The sequence below is a fragment of the Sphingomonas sp. Leaf28 genome (genome assembly GCF_001421685.1).
Classification (GTDB): domain Bacteria; phylum Pseudomonadota; class Alphaproteobacteria; order Sphingomonadales; family Sphingomonadaceae; genus Sphingomonas; species Sphingomonas aurantiaca.
The window spans coordinates 652,245-672,420 of sequence record NZ_LMKX01000001.1 but is presented as its reverse complement, the minus strand read 5'-3'; the positions used below and the strand labels follow the sequence as shown (position 1 = coordinate 672,420).

Here is a 20,176-nt window from a genome sequence, read left to right as displayed (position 1 = left end):
CGGAGCAAGCCCCGCAGCCTCTTCACCTGGCGATGTAGAGAAGTGATGTCTCTATACGCCGGGTGGCGCTGGTCCGCAAGCGCGGGCAACCTTCGTTCGTCACGCCGCGTTTGACTAGAGATTTCCGGGAGAGAATCATGATCCGCAAAACGCTGTTCGCCACCAGCCTGTTGTCCGCCACGCTGCTCGCTTCGACTGCCTGTTCCGCGCAACCCGCCGCGGCCGGCAAGCCGTTCAAGGAGACGGTCGTAGCCGATTTCGAATCGCCCTGGGCGATGACGTTCCTGCCCGACGCGCGCATGTTGGTGACCGAGAAGAAGGGGCAGATGCTGCTCGTCTCCGCCGATGGCAGATCGCGCCAGACGATAGCGACGATCAAGGTCGATTCGGCCGGGCAGGGTGGTTTGATGGACGTCGTCCTCGCCCCCGATTTCGCGACCAGCCAGCGCGTCTATTTCAGCTATTCGACTACAGGCGAGGGCGGCAAGGGCGTCGTTCTCGCACGGGGGCAGCTGTCGATTCCCGTGTGCGTCCAGGCGCCCTGCGACTTTGCCCATCTGGAAAACATCACCGAATTGTACCGCGCGCGTCCGTTCGTGGAGGGCAACGGCCATTACTCCGGCCGCATCGCCTTCTCGCCCGATGGCAAATATCTGTTCTTCACCAATGGCGAGCGGCAGAAATTCACCCCGGCGCAGGATCCGAAAGGGACGCTCGGCAAGGTGTTGCGCCTGACGCTCGACGGCAAGCCCGCGCCCGGCAATCCGTTGACGGCCAAGGGCTTTGCGCCCGAAATCTGGAGCTACGGCCACCGCAACCTGCTCGGCATCGCGTTCGACGCGAAGGGCAATCTGTGGGAACAGGAGATGGGGCCGAAGGGCGGCGACGAGGTCAATCTGATCAAGCCCGGCCTCAATTATGGCTGGCCCAATGCCTCGAACGGCAGCCACTATGACGGTCGCGACATTCCCGATCACAAGTCGGGGGATGGCTATGAGCCGCCCAAGGTGTCGTGGAATCCGGTGATCTCGCCCGGCGGGCTGATGATCTATTCTGGCGCGATGTTCCCGCAGTGGAAGGGGGATGCGTTCATCGGCGGGCTGTCGTCGCAATCGCTCGTCCGCGTCGACCTGAACGGTACGACCGCCGCGAAGGGTGACCAATGGGACATGGGCGCGCGCATCCGCGAAGTCGAACAGGGTCCGGACGGCGCGATCTGGGTGCTGGAAGACGGCGGCGATTCGCAAGGTCGCCTGATCAAGCTGACCGCGAAGTAGGCCACATTCCCCTCCCGCTTGCGGGAGGGGTCAGGGGAGGGGGCGACGTACGTACTGGCGTCCGGCTGGTGGGACACGCCCCTCCCCCGACCCCTCCCGCAAGTGGAAGGGGAGTAGAAGATCAGTCTCGCACAATGAGATAGTTCATCCGCGCCGCGGCGATCGGCTTGTCGCGTTCGTCCTGCCAGGCGGTGGCCTCGACGTTCGCAACGCGCGTGCCCAGCCGCGTCACCACGCCGGCCGCGCGCGTCGGCTTGTCGCGCCCGCCACGCATGAAATCGACCGTGACGTTGACCGGCTTGATCCGCGGGTCGGACCCATTGGCGCCCTCGGCCTCCAGCGCATGCTGCAACGCCGCGATCGCCGCCATCTCGAGCAACCCCGAGATCGCACCGCCGTGCAGGAACCCCGGCCGCCCCAGCACGTCGTCCGCAAATGGCATCAGCAGCACGGGTGGCGCGCCCGCCTCGATCTCGACCGAGACGCGCAGGATCTCCGCATAGGGCGGCAGGCCGATCGTCATGCCTCGATCCTTCTGTTGAGGCCCATGCCGGCGACATCGCCCACCACCATGAACGTCCCCGCGACATGCGCGAGCGGATCGTTCGGGTCGCCGTCATGCGCCTGCCCGCGCACGAACGCGATCGAGCGCGTGATCCGGTAGCATTCGCCGCGCCCGATCACCGTCTTGCCGGGCGTCGCGGGGCGCAGGTAATCGACGCGCAGGTCGAGCGTCGCGTGCGGCACGAACGCGTTGCGCTTGATCCAGATCGCCAGACTCGTCGCCATGTCCATCATCGTGATGATCGGCCCCGACGCGATCACGCCGCTCGCCGGATCGCCGATCAACCGTTCGTCATAGGGCAGCGCAAGTTCCGCCCAGTCGTCGCCATGCGCGTGATAGCGCATCCCCAGCGCGGCGCCGTGCCCGCCGAACCCGCGCGTCGCAAACCATTGTGGATCAAAACCAGCCATCCGCCCGCCTCTACACGCCGCGTGGGCGGGCGCAACATTGCGGGCGAGCGCAGGGCCGGTTAGCGTCCCGGCAAAGATCGAGAGGATCGCTTGATGAACGACCGCGTCACTATAACCGTCGCCGAGGGTATCGCCGACGTCCGCCTCAACCGCGCGGACAAGATGAACGCGATCGATCCGGCGATGTTCGCGGGCATCGCTGCGGCGATCGACCAGCTTGCGGGCATGAAGGACGTCCGCTGCGTCGTACTGTCGGGCGAGGGCAAGGCGTTCTGTGCGGGGCTCGACATGGCGTCGATGGCGAGCGGCGGGTCGGGGCTGCCGCTCGGCGACCGGACGGCGGGTGGCGCGAACCTCCCCCAGCAGGTTGCGTGGGGCTGGCGCACGTTGCCGATGCCGGTGATCGCCGCGGTCCACGGCGTCGCGTTCGGCGGGGGCTTCCAGATCATGTCGGGCGCCGACATCCGCATCGCGCACCCCAGCGCGCGCTTCGCGATCCGCGAAAGCCATTGGGGCCTCGTCCCCGACATGGCGGGCATCGCGCTGTGGCGGACGCTGGCGCGCGACGACGTGTTGCGCGAACTCACCTATACCGCGCGCGAGTTCGATGGCGCGGAGGCGGTGCGGCACGGCTTCGTCACGCGGTTGTCCGAAGACCCGCTCGGCGAGGCGATGATGCTCGCGCGCGAGATCGCGTCCAGGAACCCCCACGCGATCCAGGGTTCGAAGCGTCTCTACAACCTCGCGGCGGATGCGGACGCGGTGGCGGTCCTGCACGCCGAGACCGAAGAACAGCTCAAGGTCATCCGCACGCCGAACCAGGTCGAACAGGTGCGGGCCAACATGGAGAAGCGGGCGGCGGTGTTCGAGGACTGAGCCCCCCGCGGGCGCGCGCGCGTCATCCTGACGAAAGTCAGGACCCAGAGCACCGCACGCCGCCCGCCGTAACCCTGGGTCCTGACTTTCGTCAGGATGACGGGGGAGGGGGGTGGCGTTTACCTCTTTACCACCACCCCGGCGGAGGCCGGGGCCCAGTTGGAAAGGTGGTCGTAACGAAGCGCCGTCCGACACCATCAGCGTCGCCCAACTGGACCCCGGCCTTCGCCGGGGTGGGGCGTTAGAGGGGTCAGGAAGCGCCCCTACTTCACCTTGTCGTACGGCGTGAAATCCCGAAACCGGCAAGAGCCCGACGGGATCGACATGCCGTTCGACACCGTCCGGAACCGATCGTTCCGGCAGAGCTGCCCGCCATACACATCGACGATCATCGTATCGAACGGCCGCAACGAATCGCATTCGCCGACCGGCCCCGTCTTCCAGATCCGCTTGCCCGATTGCCGGTACAGGATCGTCTGCGAATCGACGATCTCGGGCCCGTTGAGCTGTTGGTGGTTGATGCACCGCACCGGCGCCCCCGCAATCCGCCCCGCCAGCGGATCGGACTTGCCCGCCACCAGCATCAGCGCGACCGCTGCGAGAACCGGTGCGCGCATCACGGCTTCCGATACGGTACGAAATCGCCGAAGCTGCAACTCCCGGTCGGAAAGCGAGACGTCTGGTCGAACGTCTGCGCGATATCGCCGCGGCACAATTGCCCGCTCGGCGTGCGCGTCACGAGGATATCGCCGCGCGCGATCCCCTCGCACCCGCCGACGGTGTCGCTCCGGTACACCAGCCCGTTATTGACCCGGTACAGGATCGTCGCGCCGTAGCCCGAGCTCTGCTTTTGCGGGAACTGGCTGATGCACGTCTCGGGCTTGCCCGGTACGAGCCCGGCGAGCTCCTTCGCCAGCTTCTCCTGCACGTCCGCCTTGCGGACCTGCGCGCGCTCGACGTCCGCCTGCGTCTGCGTACACGCGCCGAGCAGCACGGCCGGCAGCATCAGGAGTGGCAGGACCAGCATACGCATCGCAACGCTCCTCGAAAGTCTTACCCCCCCATACGCCTCTTACCCGCGAAACGCATCCTTCGCCGCGCGATAGCCCGCCAACTGCTCGACCGACGTCGCCCGCAGGAACGGATTCGTCGCGCGCTCCAGCCCGATCGTCGTCGGCACCGTAGGCTCGCCCTTGGCGCGCGCCGCGTCCACCTCGGCCATCCGCGCGACGATGTCGGCATTGTCCGGCTCGGCGACCAGCGCATAGCGCCCGTTGCTCTGCGTGTACTCGTGTCCGCAAAACACCTCGGTCTCGTCCGACAGCACCGCATATCGCTGCATGTTCGCGAACATGTCGGCGGGCGTGCCCTCGAACAACCGGCCACACCCCATTGCGAACAGCGTATCGCCGGTGAAGATCGCCGCATCGTCGGCGAAGTGGAACGCGATATGCCCCTGCGTATGCCCCGGCACGGTCATGACGGTCGCCGCATGCGCGCCGAGCCGGACGACATCGCCTTCGCCGACCTGCTCGTCGAGCGTCGGGATCCTGTCCGCCTCCGCCGCGGGGCCGACGATCGTTGCGCCATACGCCTTCATCTCGGCGTTGCCGCCGGTGTGGTCGGGATGCCAGTGAGTCGTCCACACCCGGTCGATCCGCCAGTCGCGCATCTTGGCGGCGGCGATCACCGGCCCCGCCTCGCCCGGATCGACCACCACCGTCTCGCCCGAGACGGTGTCGTGGATCAGCCAGGCATAATTGTCGGAAAGGACGGGGACGCGGACGATATCGAGCATCAGCGTCTTACCACTTGCCGGTGTTCGGCATCGACGCCCACGGCTCGGCCGGATCGAGCGCACCATCGGCCTGCAACAGCTCGATCGAGATGTTGTCGGGGGTCCGCACGAACGCCATGTGGCCGTCGCGCGGCGGTCGGTTGATCGTCACGCCGGCATCGTGAAGCCGCTGGCAGGTGTCGTAGATATTGTCGACGCGGTAGGCGACATGCCCAAAATTGCGGCCCTCGCCATAGTCCTCGGGATCCCAATTGTGCGTCAGCTCGACCTCGGCGCCCTCGTCGCCGGGGACCGACAGGAAGATCAGCGTGAAGCGGCCCTTCTCGTTCTCCATCCGCCGGACCTCCTTCAGCCCGAGCATCTCGAAGAACGCGATCGTCTTCGCCGGATCGGTCACGCGGATCATCGTGTGGAGGTATTTCATGCTTGCTCCGAGGGTTGTTCGGAACCGCAGATAGGAATGGGGAAGGGGCGATGAAAGGTGGGGCGAACGATTGCCCCAAGCACCTCCCCGGCGCAGGCCGGGGCCCAGTTGGGAAGGTGGTCGTAACGTAGCGCCGCCCCAAAGTTGGCAACGTCCCCCAACTGGGCCCCGGCCTTCGCCGGGGAGGTGGTACGCTAGCGTCCGATCGGCGCGCTCGTACCGGGAGCGTCGGCGCGAGGCGCACCGCTCCCCGCATCGAACTGCCGCAACGCCGTCACCGCACTCCGCCCCACCGCCGTCTCGGGCGCCAGCCGCGCAGCCTGCCCCCAAGCCTCGCGCGCACCGGTCTCGTCGCCCGCCAGCGCGGCGATATTGCCCGCCTCGAGCTGCACCGAAGCATCGTCCGCCGCGCGCTTCAACGCCTCGCCGATATCCTTCTTGGCGCGCACGGGATTGCCCTCGCGCCGCGCCAGCGTCGCCGACAACAGCCATGCGAGCGGATCGTCCGCGGCGTTGGTCAGCGCCAGGTCGATATCGGTGCGCGCCGATTCGAGATCGCCCGTGGCCACCAGCGCGCGCGCATGATCGAGCTGCGCCTCGCCCAGCGGCAGCCCGGTCAGCGTCCCCGCGGTCAACGCCGAATCGAGTGCCGCGCGTGCCTTGGCGGGTTGCGCCGCCGCCAGCCACGCATTCCCCGCCTGCGCCCAGTAATTGGCCGCCCCCGCATCCTTGGCGAGTTGAGCCTCGCGCGCCGCGTCCTCGAACTCGCCCGCGGCCGAGGGCCAGCTCTTCTCCGCCGCGAACGCGAGCCCGGCGCAACCCCGCGCGAGAAAGCGCCCGCCTGCAATCCGCCAGCGTCCAGCCTCCGCGCGCGCCGCCTCCGGATCGCTCTCGGCAAGCGCGACGCAGCGTTGCAACCGGTCGGTCCGGATCTCGAGCGGACCGGCGGCGGCCCTGGGCGTCGCCACCTTGGACTTGGGCGTGGCGTCGGCAGGGCTGGCCTGCGCGAGCGAGAGAAGCAGCAATGGCAGGATCATAAGGCGGCGATCACATCCTCAACCGCCCGGATGATGAGGGAGATGTCGCTGTCGCGCGACAGGCGGTGGTCGCCGTCCTTGACCAGCCATGTCTGCACATCGGCTGAACGCACCAGCTCGGCGAGCCGCGCGGTCCGCTGCCACGGCACGTCCGGGTCGCGCTGGCCCTGCACCAGCCGCACCGGGCCATCGAACGCGATCTCGCCGTACATCAGCCGGTTGGCCTCGCCCGAGGACCAGAAGGCGCGGGTATAGACGGTCGGTGCCGGACCGTACGGATTCTTGCGCTCCAGCCGCCCGCTGGTCAACAGCGCCATCTTCTCGTCGGTGGTAAAGCCCCAGTCGGTGAAGTCGGGCGCCGGCGCGACGCCGACCAGCCCCTTGACCAGATCCGGCCGCGCCTTTGCCGCCAGCAGCATCAGCCACCCGCCGAGCGACGACCCGACGATCACCGCGCCGTCCTCGACCAGCGCATCCAGCATCGCGAGCACGTCGTCGCGCCAGTCGGCCAGCGTCTGTTCCTCGAACGCGCCCTCGCTCTGCCCGCACCCGCCATAATCGAACCGCAGGAACGCACGCCCCTCGGACTTTGCCCAGGCCTCGAGCGTCACCGCCTTGGTCCCGGTCATGTCGGACGCATAGCCCGACAGGAACACGATCGTCGGCCCGGTGCCCGGGGTGTGGTGATAAGCGAGGCGCGGGCGCTCCTTGGCGGGAGGCGAGGCGGCGGGCTGCGGGGTCGTATCGGTCATCCCGCAGCTTTAGACTGTCTTCGAGCGGCTGGTGAAGAGGGTACGGAACCAGGGTTGACGCCGGCCGCCCCCTTCCCCTGGCGGGGGAGGATCGACGGGACGGACTTCGCCCTTGTCAGATGGTGAATTCGACCGTCTTCATCTGCGCCTGGTCGGCGGCGACCGCGCCGCGTTTCTCGACCATCTGGCGGTGGAGTTCGGCGACCGTCTCGCTGCCGCGCGTCTTGCAGAGCGCGGGGACGACTGCGTGGACCAGCGCGCCGAGGCCGCCCTTGATCATCGTCAGGCCGAAGCGGCTGGCGACACCGAAATGCTCGGCATAGCTTTCGCCGACGGTTGCGGGATGGTCGAGGAACAGGCGGCGAAACATCGGCAGTCTCCTGCGGCGCACCCTATCATCGCGCGGCCAGCGCGTCGACCATGCCGGCGGCCAGCACGCTCAGCGTATCGTCGCGCGCGCCCATCACCACGATCCGGTCGCCGGGCCGGGCTTCGGCGACCAGCGCGGCGGCGGCCTCCGCGCGGTCGGCGATGTGCCGTGCGTCCCGGCCTCCCGCGGCGATCTGCGCGACGAGGTCGGCGCTGGTGACTTCGCGCGTGACCGTGCCGCCATAATAGGCCGGGTCGGGAAGGACGAGCAGGTCGTCGGGTGCCATCCGCTCGACGAAGGTGGCGACGAGTTCGGTGCCCATGACCTTGAGCGGGCCATAGCCGTGCGGCTGGAACAGGAGGAGCAGGCGGCCGGGAAACGCGTGGAGCGTGTCGAGCGTGGCGGCGATCTTGTCGGGGTTGTGGCCGAAATCGTCGATCACCGCGACGCTGGCGGCTTCTCCGACCAGGTCGAAGCGGCGGCGCAGGCCGGTGAAGCCTGCGATCGCCTTGACCGCGTCGGGCAGCGACACGTCCGCCGCCATCGCCGCACCGATCGCGGCGAGCGCATTCGAGACGTTGTGGCGGCCGGGGACGGCGAGCTTCACGCGCGTCCGGGCGCCGCGCGAGACGAGGTCGAACTGGATTGCGAACGGTTCGGGCTTGAGGTTTTCGGCGCGCAGATCGGCCGACGCGTCGATCGCAAACGTCGTCACCTGGCCGCGCGGCAGCCGCGAGGCGAGGGCGGCGGCGTCGGGATCGTTGGCGTTGACGACCGCCGTCTCGGCCTTCGCGATGAAGCCGCCGAACAGCACGCGCAATTCCTCGAGCGACTTGTGATCGAGGCTGACATTGTTGAGCACTGCGATCCTCGGCGCATAATGCGCGATCGAGCCGTCGCTTTCGTCGACCTCGCTGACGAAAATGTCGCCCGCCCCTACGAGCGCACTCGCAAACGGCGCGTCGTCGGTGGCGAAGTTCTTCATCACCGCGCCGTTCATGACGGTCGGGTCGCGGCCGACCGCGTGGAGGATCCAGCCGATCATGCCGGTGACGGTCGACTTGCCGCTGGTCCCCGCCACGCCGATCGGCAGGCGGCTGTCGTTGAACAGCGAGGCGAGCAGTTCGGCGCGGGTGGCGCGCGGGCAGCCGAGCGCGTCGGCGGCGATCATGTCGGGAACGGTGGCTTCGATCGCGGCGGAGGCGACGACTCGCTGGTCCGCGGACACGATGCCGCTGCCGTCCTGCGGGAACAGCGCGACGCCCTTGGCGGCGAGGTCGGCGAACTTGGCAGGGACCCGGCCCTGGTCGAGATTGCGGTCCGATCCCGCGACGGTCGCGCCGCGACCCGCCAGGATCATCGCGAGCGGCATCATGCCGCTGCCGCCGATGCCGACGAAGAAATAGGCGGGCTGATCGGCGGTATGGTCGGAGGGGTTGGTGATATCCATGCGCTCGCGCTATCGGCGGTTACGTAACGGGGCAAGACAGGACGAACCATGCGCATCGGTGTTCTCGCCGCGTCGAGCCGGACCAATCCCTCGGCGATCCCTGCGATCACGGCGTATGCCGCGACTGCGTTTCCCGAGGTCGAGCTGGTGTTTCATCCGCAATGCACCGCGACCGACGGGCATTTCGCGGGGTCGGATTTCGCGCGCGCGGCGGCGTTTCTCGAATATGCGAACGATCCGGCGTTCGACGCGCTCTGGTTCTTGCGTGGGGGCTATGGCGCGAACCGCATCCTGCAGATGGTGGTGCCCGAGTTGGGCCGCGCGGCGCGGCACAAGACGTACCTGGGCTATTCGGACGTCGGGTTCCTGCTGGGGGCGCTCTACGCGCGGCGGATCGGGCGGGTGGTGCACGGGCCAATGGTGAGCGACATCCACCGGCATGACGGCGAGGCGACGGTCGCGCGGTCGCTCGGCTGGATGGCGCGCGGCGACCGGGCGGGGCTCGAGCCGGGGTTGCGCGGGCAGCCCTCGGCGGCGTTCAACCTGTCGATCCTGACGTCGCTGATCGGGACGCCGTGGCTGCCCGACCTGACCGATCACGTGCTGATCGTCGAGGAGGTGTCGGAGCCGATGTATGCGATCGACCGGATGCTGTTCAAGGTGGCGAACGCGACCCAGCTGAAGGGGATTGCGGGGCTTAGGCTGGGCGCGGTGACCGCGGTGCAGGCGAACGAGCCGGCCTGGGGTGAGACGCTGGACTATATGATGGTGCGGTGGTCGCGCGACATGGGCGTGCCGTATCTCGGGCGCGCCGAGATCGGGCACACGCAGGCGAACCATGTGGTGCCGTTCGGGGTGGTTTGAGGGCGCGCCATTAGCGTCACCCCAGCGCACGCTGGGGTCTTCCTGTTGGCGGACGGTAGGGCTGGAACTGGAAGATCCCAGCTTTCGCTGGGATGACGGTTGACGCTGGGATGACGGGTGGAGGTGTGCGGTTGTTCCTTCCTCGTCATCCCGGGCTTGACCCGGGACCCAGGGTTGCGGGGCGCGCTACTTGGCTCTGGGTCCTGACTTTCGTCAGGATGACGGCGGGGGCGGGGTGTCCGTGCGAGGCGGGTTGCCTATATCGGCCCCGCGACGGCATAAGCGCCGCTCTTCCATCACGAGAAAGTTCCCCATGTCCGCCATGTTCCGCATTACGCTTCCCGACGGCTCCGTCCGCGAGGTTGCGCCCGGGACTACGCCCGCAGACGTCGCCGCCGCGATCGGGCCAGGGCTCGCCAAGGCGGCGCTCGCCGCGCGGATCGATGGGCAGGTGCGGGACCTGAGCCGGCCGTTTGAGGGCGATACGCAGCTCGCGCTCGTCACCGCCCGCGATGAGGCGGATGCGCTCGAGCTGGTCCGCCACGATCTCGCGCACGTCATGGCCGAAGCCGTGCAGCACCTGTTCCCGGGCACGCAGATCACCTTCGGGCCGGCAACCGACGACGGCTTCTATTACGACTTCGCGCCCAAGGATCGCCCGTTCACCGACGAGGACCTTCCCGCGATCGAGGCGGAGATGCGCGCGATCATCGCGCGGAACGAGCCGTTCCTGCGCGAGGTCTGGACTCGCCAGCAGCTGATCGACCGCTGGACCGAGCAGGGCGAGACGTTCAAGGCCGAATGGGCCGCCGAGCTTCCCGAGGGCGAGGAACTGACGATCTATCGCCAAGGCGAGTGGCTCGACATGTGCCGCGGGCCGCACATGGTCTCGACCGGCAAGCTCGATCCCGCCGCGTTCAAGCTGACGCGCGTGAGCGGCGCCTATTGGCGCGGCGACCAGAAGAACGCGATGCTCAGCCGCATCTACGGCACCGGCTGGCTCAACAAGAAGCAGCTCGACCAGCATCTCTTCCGGCTCGAGGAGGCTGCCAAGCGGGATCATCGGAAAATCGGGCAGGAGATGGACCTGTTCCACCTCCAGTCCGAGGCGCAGGGGTCGGTGTTCTGGCATCCCAACGGCTTCGTGCTGTGGCGCCAGCTGGAGGCGTATATGCGCCGGCGGCTCGACGCGGCGGACTATGCCGAGGTGAAGACGCCGCAGCTGATGGACGCCAAGCAGTGGGAGCAGTCGGGCCACTGGGGCAAGTATCGCGAGAACATGTTCGTCGTGCCCGACGAGATCCCCAATGTGGAAGACGAGGGCGCGGTGCTGTCGGGCGAAGGCGACCTGATGGCGCTCAAGCCGATGAACTGCCCGGCGCACGTGCTGATCTTCAAGCAGGGGATCAAGTCGTATCGCGACCTGCCGATCCGGATGGCGGAGTTCGGCTGCTGCCATCGCAACGAGCCGCATGGCGCGCTGCACGGCATCATGCGCGTCCGCCAGTTCACGCAGGACGATGCGCATATTTTCGTCCGCGAGGACCAGCTGGTCGAGGAAGTGCGCAAGTTCTGCGAGCTGCTCGACAGCGTGTACAAGCATCTGGGCTTCGAGGATTATGCGGTGAAGCTCGCGCTGCGCCCCGAAAAGCGGTTCGGCGACGATGCGATGTGGGACAAGGCGGAGGCCGAGCTGCGCGAGGCGGTTATGCAGTCGACGTTGTCCGACACGATCAAGGACAAGTTCGAGGAGCTGCCGGGCGAGGGGGCGTTCTATGCGCCGAAACTCGAATTCCACCTGACCGATGCGATCGGGCGGACGTGGCAGGTCGGCACGATCCAGTCGGACCGCGTGCTGCCCGAGCGACTCGACGCGTCGTACGTGGGTGCGGATGGCGAGCGGCATCGGCCGGTGATGCTCCACCGCGCGATCCTCGGCACGTTCGAGCGGTTCATCGGCATCCTGATCGAGCATCATGCCGGGCGTTTCCCGCTATGGCTGGCGCCGGTGCAGGTGGTCGTCGCGACGATCGTGTCGGATGCGGACGACTATGCGCTCAAGGTCGCGGCCGACCTGCGCAAGGCGGGGATGCGGGTCGAGACCGATCTGCGCAACGAGAAGATCAACTACAAGGTGCGCGAGCATTCGCTGGCCAAGGTGCCGCTGCTGTTCGTGGTCGGCAAGCGCGAGGCGGACGAGGGAACGGTCGCGATCCGGCGGCTCGGCAGCCAGGGCCAGGAGATGATGGCGCTCGACGATGCGGCGGCACGGGTTGCGGTCGAGGCGCGCGCACCCGATATGTGATGGACGAGGCCGGCTTTCCGCGCAGAGCTTTCTGCGCTATAAGCCGGCCCAAATACTTCGTCAGAAACAACAGGAGCAACCCCCATACGTCCTCCCACGATGCGCCGGCCGATGCAGGCGCCCGCGATGAACGGCCCGCGATTCAACGAATTCATCCAGAGCCAGAAGGTCCGCGTGATCGATCACGAGGGCGAGAATCTGGGCGTGATGTTCACGCGCGAAGCGATCGAGCAGGCGGCCGAACACGGCCTGGACCTGGTTGAAGTCTCGCCCAACGCCGATCCGCCCGTCGCCAAGTTCCTCGACGTCGGCAAGTTCAAGTACGAGGCGCAGAAGAAGGCCAACCTCGCACGCAAGTCGCAGAAGACGCAGGAGATCAAGGAGATCAAGATGCGTCCGAACATCGACGACCATGATTACGACACGAAGATGAAGAAGGTGAACGACTTCATCGGCGAGGGCGACAAGGTCAAGATCACGCTGCGCTTCCGTGGCCGCGAGCTGAGCCATGGCCAGCTGGGCATGAACCTGTTGAAGCGCGTGCAGGACGACGTCGCGGAGATCGCCAAGATCGAGGCGTATCCGCGCATGGAAGGCCGTCAGATGCTGATGGTGCTCGCGCCGAAGTAACCCCGGCAGCGCTGGTATCAGCGCATGCAGGTCTGGAAGGCCGGTTCGACAGGGGTCGGACCGGCCTTTGTCGTGTCTGCGACGGTCGGGGTCGTGTCTGGGACCGGAGCGAGCGGTTCAAGCGCACGGGATCTAAGATTTTTTCCAACGGTGGCGGAAGCGGGGGGTAGCGCCTAGATTCCCCTGCAATGTCCTCTCCCAACTCCCCCGATCGATTCAACGAAGACAAATCCACGTTCGCGGTGCGCGGCGGTGGTGAAGCGCCCGATCTTGCGGCGGGCGTCGCGGCGATCCGCAACGTGCTCGACACGCTGCCGATACGCCCCGGCGTCTATCGCATGCAGGATGCGCGCGGCGACGTGCTCTATGTCGGCAAGGCGCGTGCGCTCAGGAACCGCGTCGCCAACTATGTGCAGGTCGAGCGGCTGACGAAGCGCCTCCAGCGGATGGTATCGCAGACGCGGTCGATGACGATCGTCACGACCAACAACGAAGCCGAGGCGCTGCTGCTCGAATCGCAGCTCATCAAGCGCTATCGCCCTGCCTACAACGTGTTGCTGCGCGACGATAAGAGCTTCCCCTTCATCCTGCTGCGCGACGATCATGATTTCCCGCGCGTCCAGAAGCACCGCGGCGCCAGGCGTGCGAAGGGCAATTATTATGGCCCGTTCGCCAGCGCCGGGTCGGTCAACAACACGCTCAACGCGCTCCAGAAGCTGTTCCTGCTGCGCAGCTGCACCGACAGCTTCTTCAAGACGCGCGACCGGCCGTGCCTGCTCTACCAGATCAAGCGCTGCTCCGCGCCGTGCGTCGGCCGGATCGAGGAGGGCGCGTACAAGGAGCTGGTCGACGACGCGAAGAGCTTCCTCGCGGGCAAGTCGACCGGCGTGCAGGCCAAGCTCGGCGCGCAGATGCAGGCCGCGGCCGAGAATATGGACTTCGAACTCGCCGCGCTGCTGCGCGACCGGTTGAAGGCGCTGACGTTCATCCAGGGCACGCAGGCGATCAATGCCGAGGGCGTGGGCGACGCGGATATCTTCGCGATGGCGTGCAAGGACGGCCTCATCGGCATCCAGGCGTTCTTCATCCGCGGCGGCCAGAATTGGGGGCATCGCAGCTTCTTCCCGCAGCACACCAACGACGTGCCCGAGGACGAGGTGCTCACCAGCTTCCTCGGCCAGTTCTACGAGGACGTGCCGCCCGCCCGCCAGATCCTGCTCGACCGCGAACTCCCCGAGGCCGCGCTGCTGGTCGAGGCGCTGGGCGAACGCGCGGGCTACAAGGTCGCGCTCCAGGTCCCGCAACGCGGCGATCGCCGCCGCCTGATGGATCAGGCCAAGCGCAACGCGATCGAGGCGATCGAGCGTCGCCAGGCCGAATCGACGACGCAGGCGAAGCTGCTGCGCGAGGTCGCCGACCTGTTCGACCTCGCCGAGCCGCCGCAGCGCATCGAGATCTACGACAACAGCCATATCCAGGGCACCGCCGCGACCGGCGCGATGGTCGTCGCGGGGCCCGAGGGCTTCCGCAAGGGCCAGTATCGAAAGTTCAACATCAAGGACAAGGACACCATCCCGGGCGACGATTTCGGGATGATGCGCGAGGTCTTTACGCGGCGCTTCGCACGTGCGCAGGCCGAGGATCCCGATCGCGATTCGGGCGAATGGCCGGACCTGGTGCTGATCGACGGCGGCAAGGGGCAGCTCAACACGGTCAAGGCTGCGCTCGAAGAGATCGGCGTCGAGGACGTGTGCCTCGTCGGGATCGCCAAGGGGCCGCAGCATGGCCGCGACGGGCGCGAGGTGTTCCACATGCTCGACGGCCGCGAATTCCAGCTGCCCGTCAACGCGCCGGTGCTGTTCTACCTCCAGCGGCTGCGCGACGAGGTCCACCGCTTCGCGATCGGCGTCCACCGCGACAAGCGCAGCAAGGCGATCGGCGCCAGCCCGCTCGACGAGGTCCCCGGCATCGGCCCCGCGCGCAAGAAGGCATTGCTGATGCATTTCGGCACCGGCCGCGCGGTGCGCAACGCGAGCCTGCAGGATCTGCAACAGGCGCCGGGCGTCTCGGCGGGCGTCGCGCAACAGGTCTACGACTTCTACCATTCGCGGTGACGGGGCGGGGGGCGCTACGGGGCGCCACACCTGCCCCAAACCCAGGCTGCGTTCGTGGAAATAGATCGAGATCAAACTGATTGCATAAAACTAAACCCATTCTTCACTCGCCATTGTTACATTGTGACGTGCCAACGCCCGTTTTCCTGACCGTCGATACCGAATTCGCTTGGCGTCATCATGCGGCGGGGCGCGATTCTGACGAGATTTATGCGCGGTCGCTCGAACCCGCCGGCGTCGGGCTGAGCTATCAGCTTGCGGAACTCGCCCGGCATTCGCTCAAGGCCTGTTTCTTCGTCGATCCGATGCCCGCGCTCGTCTACGGCCTCGCGCCCGTGCGGCGGATGGTCGAGACGATCCTCGCCGCGGGGCAGGAAATCCAGCTGCATCTCCACCCGAACTGGACCGCGGCGCGGCGGGGGGACCGGGGCGAGCATCACGGCCGCTTCCAGCTCTACGACTATAGCCTGGCCGAGCAGATCGACCTGCTGGTGCGCGCGACCGATCTGCTGGTCGAGGCCGGCGCGCCCAAGCCGATCGCGTTTCGCGCGGGCAGCTACGCCGCCAATGACGACACGCTGACCGCGTTGTCGACGCTGGGCTTCACCTATGACAGCAGCCACAACGGCTCCGAAGCGCCCCATACGAGCCGGATCTCGCTGCCCGCGCAGCAGATCGCACCCGTGCAGCGCAGTCGCGACGGCGGCGTGATCGAGGTGCCGGTCACGGTGATCGAGGAGCGGCGCGACCGGGTGCGCACGTTCCAGCTTTGCGCGCTGTCCGCCGGCGAGAGCTATGACGCGCTCGAACATGCCGCGGTGTCGGGGCATGGCGCAGTGACGATCGTCAGCCACGGGTTCGAACTCGCCAACCGCAGCGGGACGCGGCCCAACGCGGTGCATGTCCGGCGTTTCCGCGCATTGTGTGCGATGCTCGACGAGATGCGCGCGGCATTGCCGACGCATCATTTCGCGGATCGCCCCCCGCTCGCGCTCGGTCATCCCGACGTGCCGCTCGCGCCGGACCGGTTGCGCATGCGCTGGCGGCAAGCCGAGCAACTCTGGTCGAACTGGGTCGAGGAACGCTCATGACCGCGCCGCCGGCGACGGCGGACCCGCGCGTTCGACGGCTGGCGCTGAAGTTCCAGATCGGCGCGCGGACGCTGGCGACGGTAGCGCGACGACTGGTGCGCGTGCCGTTCTCGCTCGACGCCGTGCTGGCTTCGTCGGCAGAAAAGGCCCCATTCGCACTGCCCGCGCTACCCGACGAGGCCGACGGCTATCTGGTGACGTCGCTGCCCGAGACGATGCTCGCCGGCCTCGACGGCAATGGCCTGATCGCGGTCGTCCGCCAGCGCTATGTCCGCTATCATGTCGATCTGGCGGCGGGCGAGGCGGCGTGGCTCGCCGGCCTGTCGGGCAGCGCGCGCTCGGGGATCAAGCGCAAGGCGAAGAAGTTCGCCGCGGCGAACGGCGGCGCGCTCGATATCCGGCGCTATCACGATGCGGCGGCGTTCGCGGTCTTCCACCCGCTCGCCCGCGCGGTGTCGGCGGCGACCTATCAGGAGAAGCTGCTCGGATCGGGACTGCCCGACGATGCCGCGTCGGTGCGGGAGCTCGAGTCGCTCGCCGACGCGGACCGGCTGCGCGCGTGGCTGCTGTTCGTCGAGGGCGCGCCGGTCGCGTATCTCTGCTGCACCGCCGACGGCGAATCGTTGCGATACGATCATGTCGGCCACGATCCGGCGCATAACGACCTGTCGCCCGGCGCGGTGCTCCAGGTCGAGGCGATGCGCGACCTGTTTGCGGAAGCCCGGTTCGCACGGTTCGACTTCACCGAGGGGGAAGGCCAGCACAAGCGCCAATTCTCGACGGCGGGGACGGCGTGCGTCGATGTGCTGATGCTGCGGCCAACGCTGGGCAACCGCGCGACGCTGGCGGCGTTGCGGGGGTTCGACGGCGCGATGGCGTCTGCCAAGCGGGCGGCGACGCATCCGGCGCTGGCGAGGTTCGCCCGGAAGATCCGCCGCTAGGGTCGCGATTGCCAGTCCCAAGCAAGGTGACGAACCCATGTCGTCGCACCGCGAATCGCAGGCCCCACACCCCCGCCGTCATCCTGACGAAAGTCAGGATCCCGAGCCACGCAGGGCGACACTCGTTACCCTGGATCCTGACTTTCGTCAGGATGACGGTGATGGAGCAGGATGGCGCGGGGCAAGACGGCGCGGGGCAGTATCGCCGGGCGTAAGTATGACAGAAGGCGGTCCCCCTCCCGCTCCCGAGACGACCGGGGTATAGGCCCCCCATGCACCTTCGCGCAGCCGCCATCGTCGTCGCCGTCCGCCAGCACGGCGAGCATGGCGCGATCGTGCGTGCGCTGACCCGCAACGACGGCGTGCAGCCCGGCTATGTCCGCGGCGGGCGGTCGCGCGCGATGCGGCCGGTGCTGCTGCAGGCGAACGTCATCCAGGGCGAATGGCGTGCGCGCACCGGCGAGCAGCTCGCCTCGCTCACCGCTGAGCTGATCCACAGCCGCGCGCAGATGCACGGCGAGCCGCTGGCGGCAGGTGCGCTCGAATGGGCCACCGCGCTGACCGCGGCGGCGCTGCCCGAAGCGCAGCCCTATCCGCAGATCCACGACGCGCTCGACGGCGTGCTCGGCGCCATCGAGGCGGCGCCGTCCGCGCGGGGCTGGGCGGCGGCGCTGGTGCGGTACGAATTGCTGATGCTGGCGGAGCTCGGCTTCGGGCTCGACCTCGACCGGTGCGTCGCGAGCGGCACCGCGGACGATCTCGGTTTCGTAAGCCCCAAGAGCGGCGCCGCGGTCTCGCGCGGGGCGGCGTTCGGCTATGAGGCCAAGCTGCTCAGATTGCCCAGCTTCCTCATGGTCGGCGGCGAGGCGGATTGGCCCGACATCTTCGACGGGCTCCGATTGACCGGCCATTTCCTCGCCCGCGACATCCTCGTCGACCGGCGCGCCGACCCGCTCTCGGCGCGCGATCGGCTGGTCGATCGGCTCAAAAGGGCGGTTGCGTGAGCGCGCACTGCCCGGCAAGGGCCGCGCAGGAGGAACGCACATGCCCTTGATCGCGATACTGGCCGGCGACGGCATCGGACCCGAAGTCACCGCGGAAGCGCGCCGGGTGCTCGATACGCTCGGCCTCGACCTGACCTATGAAGAGGGCCTTGTCGGCGGCGCCGCGTACAAGGCCGCGGGGCATCCGCTGCCGCCCGAGACGCTCGACCTCGCCCGCCGTGCCGACGCCATCCTGTTCGGTGCGGTCGGCGATCCCGACTGCGATGCGCTCGAACGCCAGTTCCGCCCCGAGCAAGCCATTCTCGGCCTGCGCAAGGCCCTCGGCCTGTTCGCGAACCTACGTCCCGCCAAGCTGTTCGCAGGCCTCGAGGATGCGTCCGCGCTGCGCCCCGAGATCGCCCGGTCGATCGACATGGTCATCGTCCGCGAACTGACCGGCGACGTGTATTTCGGCGCGAAGGGTATCCGCACCACCGCCGACGGCCTGCGCGAAGGCCATGACGAGATGCGCTACGACGAGGCTGAGATCGCGCGCATCGCCCGCGTCGGCTTCGAGACCGCACGCACGCGCAAGGGCAAGCTGTTGTCGGTCGACAAGGCCAATGTGCTCGAGACCTCGCAGCTCTGGCGCGACGTCGTGATCGAGGTGTCGGCCGACTATCCCGATATCGAGCTCAGCCACATGTATGTCGACAACGCGGCGATGCAGATGGTCCGCAACCCCGGCCAGTTCGACGTGATCGTCACCGGCAACCTGTTCGGCGACATCCTGTCCGACGAGGCGTCGATGTGCGCGGGCTCGATCGGCATGCTGCCGTCGGCCGCGCTCAACGACTCGAACAAGGGCATGTACGAACCGATCCACGGCAGCGCGCCCGACATCGCCGGGCAGGGCAAGGCCAATCCGTGCGCCGCGATCCTGTCCGCGGCGATGATGCTGCGCCACTCGCTCGACCTGCCCGATGCCGCCGACCGGATCGAGGCCGCAGTCGCCGCGGCGATCCTCGCCGGTGCGCGCACGCCCGATCTGGGCGGCACGCTGACGACCCGTGAGATGGGCGATGCGGTGTTGGCCAACCTCGCTTGACCGGCGCCCTTCTCGAGCTCGCGATCGTCATCCCGACGTTCAACGAGAAGGGCAATGTCGCGACGTTGATCGCCAAGCTCGATCAGGCGCTCGTCGGGCGCCGGTGGGAGGCGATCTTCGTCGACGACGACAGTCCCGACGGGACCGCCGACGCCGCGCGCGCGATCGCGCGGCTCGACACGCGGGTGCGCGTGATCCAGCGGATCGGCCGGCGCGGGCTGTCGTCGGCGTGCATCGAGGGGATGTGCGCCACCGCGGCGCCGTTCGTGGCGGTCATCGACGGCGACCTCCAGCATGACGAGACCGTGCTGCCCGCGATGCTCGACCTGCTCAAGACCGGCGAGGCGGAGGTGGCGATCGGCTCGCGCTTCGTCACCGGCGGCTGCACCGGCGAATGGGACAGCGACCGCGTCGCCAAGTCTGCATTGGCCACCCGGCTTTCGCGGCGCGTGCTGAAGTGCGATCTCAACGATCCGATGAGCGGGTTCTTCATGATCCGCACCGACATCGTCCGCCAGCTCGCGCCGTCGCTGTCAGCGATCGGGTTCAAGATTCTGCTCGACCTGCTGACCGCCAGCCCGCAGCCGCTCCGCTTCGTCGAGGTCCCCTACACCTTCCGCTGCCGCACCGAGGGCGAGAGCAAGCTCGATCACGTCGTCGCGATGGAATATCTGATCGCGCTGTACGACCGGATGTTCGGACGGTTCGTGCCGGTGCGGTTCGCGATGTTCTCCGCGATCGGCGTGCTCGGCGTCGGTATCCACATGGCGGTGCTGACCGCGCTGTTCGTCGGGCTCGGCGCGAAGTTCGTGCTGGCCGAGATCGTCGCGACTCTCGCCGCGCTCACCTTCAACTTCTTCCTCAACAACGCGCTGACCTATCGCGATCGCCGGCTGAAGGGGTGGCGGCAGCTCGTCGACGGCTGGGTGTCGTTCGCGGTGATCTGCTCGGTCGGCGCAGTCGCCAATGTCGGCATCGCCGCGTTCCTGTACGAGATGCGCGACGGCGCCTGGGCGGCGTCCGCTCTGATCGGCGTGCTCGTCGGCGCGGTCTGGAACTATGCGCTGTCGTCGAAATTCACCTGGGGGCGGTACTAGCAACGCCCAAATCCTCCCCCGCAAGGGGGAGGTGGCACCGCAGGTGACGGAGGGGAGGACGCGCAACCGGCGTTTCCCTGACCG

The 20,176-nt window shown here is 67.8% G+C and carries 21 protein-coding genes; 11 read left to right on the top strand and 10 right to left on the bottom strand.

What is annotated here, in order from left to right; all coding sequences use genetic code 11:
* Positions 1-137 precede the first annotated feature (137 nt).
* The gene (locus ASE79_RS03200; protein WP_056411664.1) at positions 138-1,277 is read left to right on the top strand and encodes a PQQ-dependent sugar dehydrogenase; all 1,140 of its coding nucleotides are present in this window, start codon (positions 138-140) and stop codon (positions 1,275-1,277) included.
* 121 nt (positions 1,278-1,398) lie between these two features.
* Here the strand turns inward: ASE79_RS03200 and ASE79_RS03195 are convergent, their stop codons facing one another.
* Positions 1,399-1,800, bottom strand: a complete 402-nt coding sequence (locus ASE79_RS03195) for a PaaI family thioesterase (RefSeq protein WP_056411662.1) — start codon at positions 1,798-1,800, stop codon at positions 1,399-1,401.
* Positions 1,797-2,252 (bottom strand): PaaI family thioesterase, encoded by a 456-nt coding sequence (locus ASE79_RS03190; RefSeq protein ID WP_056411660.1) that lies wholly within the window; start codon positions 2,250-2,252, stop codon positions 1,797-1,799. Before ASE79_RS03190 ends, ASE79_RS03195 begins: the two co-directional genes overlap by 4 nt.
* Before the next feature lie 93 nt (positions 2,253-2,345).
* On the opposite strand from ASE79_RS03190, the gene ASE79_RS03185 reads away from it, so the two are divergent.
* Entirely contained in the window at positions 2,346-3,128 is a 783-nt protein-coding gene (locus ASE79_RS03185; RefSeq protein ID WP_056411657.1) for a crotonase/enoyl-CoA hydratase family protein, read from the top strand.
* 263 nt (positions 3,129-3,391) lie between these two features.
* Here the strand turns inward: ASE79_RS03185 and ASE79_RS03180 are convergent, their stop codons facing one another.
* The 8 genes from ASE79_RS03180 to ASE79_RS03145 form a co-directional block, all read right to left on the bottom strand.
* Positions 3,392-3,745 carry a hypothetical protein gene (locus ASE79_RS03180; protein WP_056411655.1) on the bottom strand — a complete coding sequence of 118 codons (354 nt, stop codon included), beginning with the start codon at positions 3,743-3,745 and terminating at the stop codon, positions 3,392-3,394.
* Positions 3,745-4,161, bottom strand: coding sequence for a hypothetical protein (locus ASE79_RS03175; protein WP_082445027.1), 417 nt, complete (start codon positions 4,159-4,161; stop codon positions 3,745-3,747). Before ASE79_RS03175 ends, ASE79_RS03180 begins: the two co-directional genes overlap by 1 nt.
* Before the next feature lie 39 nt (positions 4,162-4,200).
* Positions 4,201-4,926 (bottom strand): hydroxyacylglutathione hydrolase, encoded by a 726-nt coding sequence (gene gloB / locus ASE79_RS03170; protein ID WP_056411650.1) that lies wholly within the window; start codon positions 4,924-4,926, stop codon positions 4,201-4,203.
* A 7-nt stretch (positions 4,927-4,933) separates the two neighbouring features.
* A complete protein-coding gene (locus ASE79_RS03165; protein ID WP_056411647.1) occupies positions 4,934-5,350 on the bottom strand; it encodes a VOC family protein in 417 nt (138 codons plus the stop codon).
* A gap of 194 nt (positions 5,351-5,544) precedes the next feature.
* Positions 5,545-6,387 (bottom strand): hypothetical protein, encoded by an 843-nt coding sequence (locus ASE79_RS03160; RefSeq protein WP_056411645.1) that lies wholly within the window; start codon positions 6,385-6,387, stop codon positions 5,545-5,547.
* Positions 6,384-7,139 carry an alpha/beta fold hydrolase gene (locus tag ASE79_RS03155; RefSeq protein ID WP_056411644.1) on the bottom strand — a complete coding sequence of 252 codons (756 nt, stop codon included), beginning with the start codon at positions 7,137-7,139 and terminating at the stop codon, positions 6,384-6,386. The genes ASE79_RS03160 and ASE79_RS03155 overlap by 4 nt, the downstream gene beginning before the upstream one ends.
* A 115-nt stretch (positions 7,140-7,254) precedes the next feature.
* Positions 7,255-7,509: a DUF6356 family protein gene (locus ASE79_RS03150; RefSeq protein ID WP_056411641.1), complete on the bottom strand. Its 255-nt coding sequence runs from the start codon at positions 7,507-7,509 to the stop codon at positions 7,255-7,257.
* A gap of 25 nt (positions 7,510-7,534) precedes the next feature.
* Positions 7,535-8,959, bottom strand: coding sequence for a UDP-N-acetylmuramate--L-alanine ligase (locus tag ASE79_RS03145; RefSeq protein ID WP_056411638.1), 1,425 nt, complete (start codon positions 8,957-8,959; stop codon positions 7,535-7,537).
* Between the two features lie 48 nt (positions 8,960-9,007).
* Between ASE79_RS03145 and ASE79_RS03140 the strand changes: the two genes are divergently transcribed.
* From ASE79_RS03140 to ASE79_RS03100, 9 genes are all read left to right on the top strand, one after another.
* Positions 9,008-9,823 carry an LD-carboxypeptidase gene (locus ASE79_RS03140; protein WP_056411635.1) on the top strand — a complete coding sequence of 272 codons (816 nt, stop codon included), beginning with the start codon at positions 9,008-9,010 and terminating at the stop codon, positions 9,821-9,823.
* Between the two features lie 313 nt (positions 9,824-10,136).
* Positions 10,137-12,128 (top strand): threonine--tRNA ligase, encoded by a 1,992-nt coding sequence (gene thrS, locus ASE79_RS03135; protein WP_056411633.1) that lies wholly within the window; start codon positions 10,137-10,139, stop codon positions 12,126-12,128.
* A gap of 99 nt (positions 12,129-12,227) precedes the next feature.
* Positions 12,228-12,758 carry a translation initiation factor IF-3 gene (gene infC, locus ASE79_RS03130; protein WP_056411632.1) on the top strand — a complete coding sequence of 177 codons (531 nt, stop codon included), beginning with the start codon at positions 12,228-12,230 and terminating at the stop codon, positions 12,756-12,758.
* A 188-nt stretch (positions 12,759-12,946) separates the two neighbouring features.
* Complete coding sequence (gene uvrC / locus ASE79_RS03125; protein ID WP_056411630.1) at positions 12,947-14,872, top strand: excinuclease ABC subunit UvrC; 1,926 nt, start codon at positions 12,947-12,949, stop codon at positions 14,870-14,872.
* A gap of 128 nt (positions 14,873-15,000) precedes the next feature.
* Positions 15,001-15,963 (top strand): hypothetical protein, encoded by a 963-nt coding sequence (locus ASE79_RS03120; protein ID WP_056411628.1) that lies wholly within the window; start codon positions 15,001-15,003, stop codon positions 15,961-15,963.
* Complete coding sequence (locus tag ASE79_RS03115; RefSeq protein ID WP_056411626.1) at positions 15,960-16,904, top strand: GNAT family N-acetyltransferase; 945 nt, start codon at positions 15,960-15,962, stop codon at positions 16,902-16,904. Before ASE79_RS03120 ends, ASE79_RS03115 begins: the two co-directional genes overlap by 4 nt.
* A gap of 272 nt (positions 16,905-17,176) precedes the next feature.
* A complete protein-coding gene (gene recO, locus ASE79_RS03110; RefSeq protein ID WP_056411623.1) occupies positions 17,177-17,908 on the top strand; it encodes a DNA repair protein RecO in 732 nt (243 codons plus the stop codon).
* A gap of 40 nt (positions 17,909-17,948) precedes the next feature.
* Entirely contained in the window at positions 17,949-18,995 is a 1,047-nt protein-coding gene (leuB, locus tag ASE79_RS03105) for a 3-isopropylmalate dehydrogenase (RefSeq protein ID WP_056413303.1), read from the top strand.
* Positions 18,992-20,092, top strand: a complete 1,101-nt coding sequence (locus tag ASE79_RS03100; protein ID WP_056411621.1) for a glycosyltransferase family 2 protein — start codon at positions 18,992-18,994, stop codon at positions 20,090-20,092. Before leuB ends, ASE79_RS03100 begins: the two co-directional genes overlap by 4 nt.
* Positions 20,093-20,176: the final 84 nt, after the last annotated feature.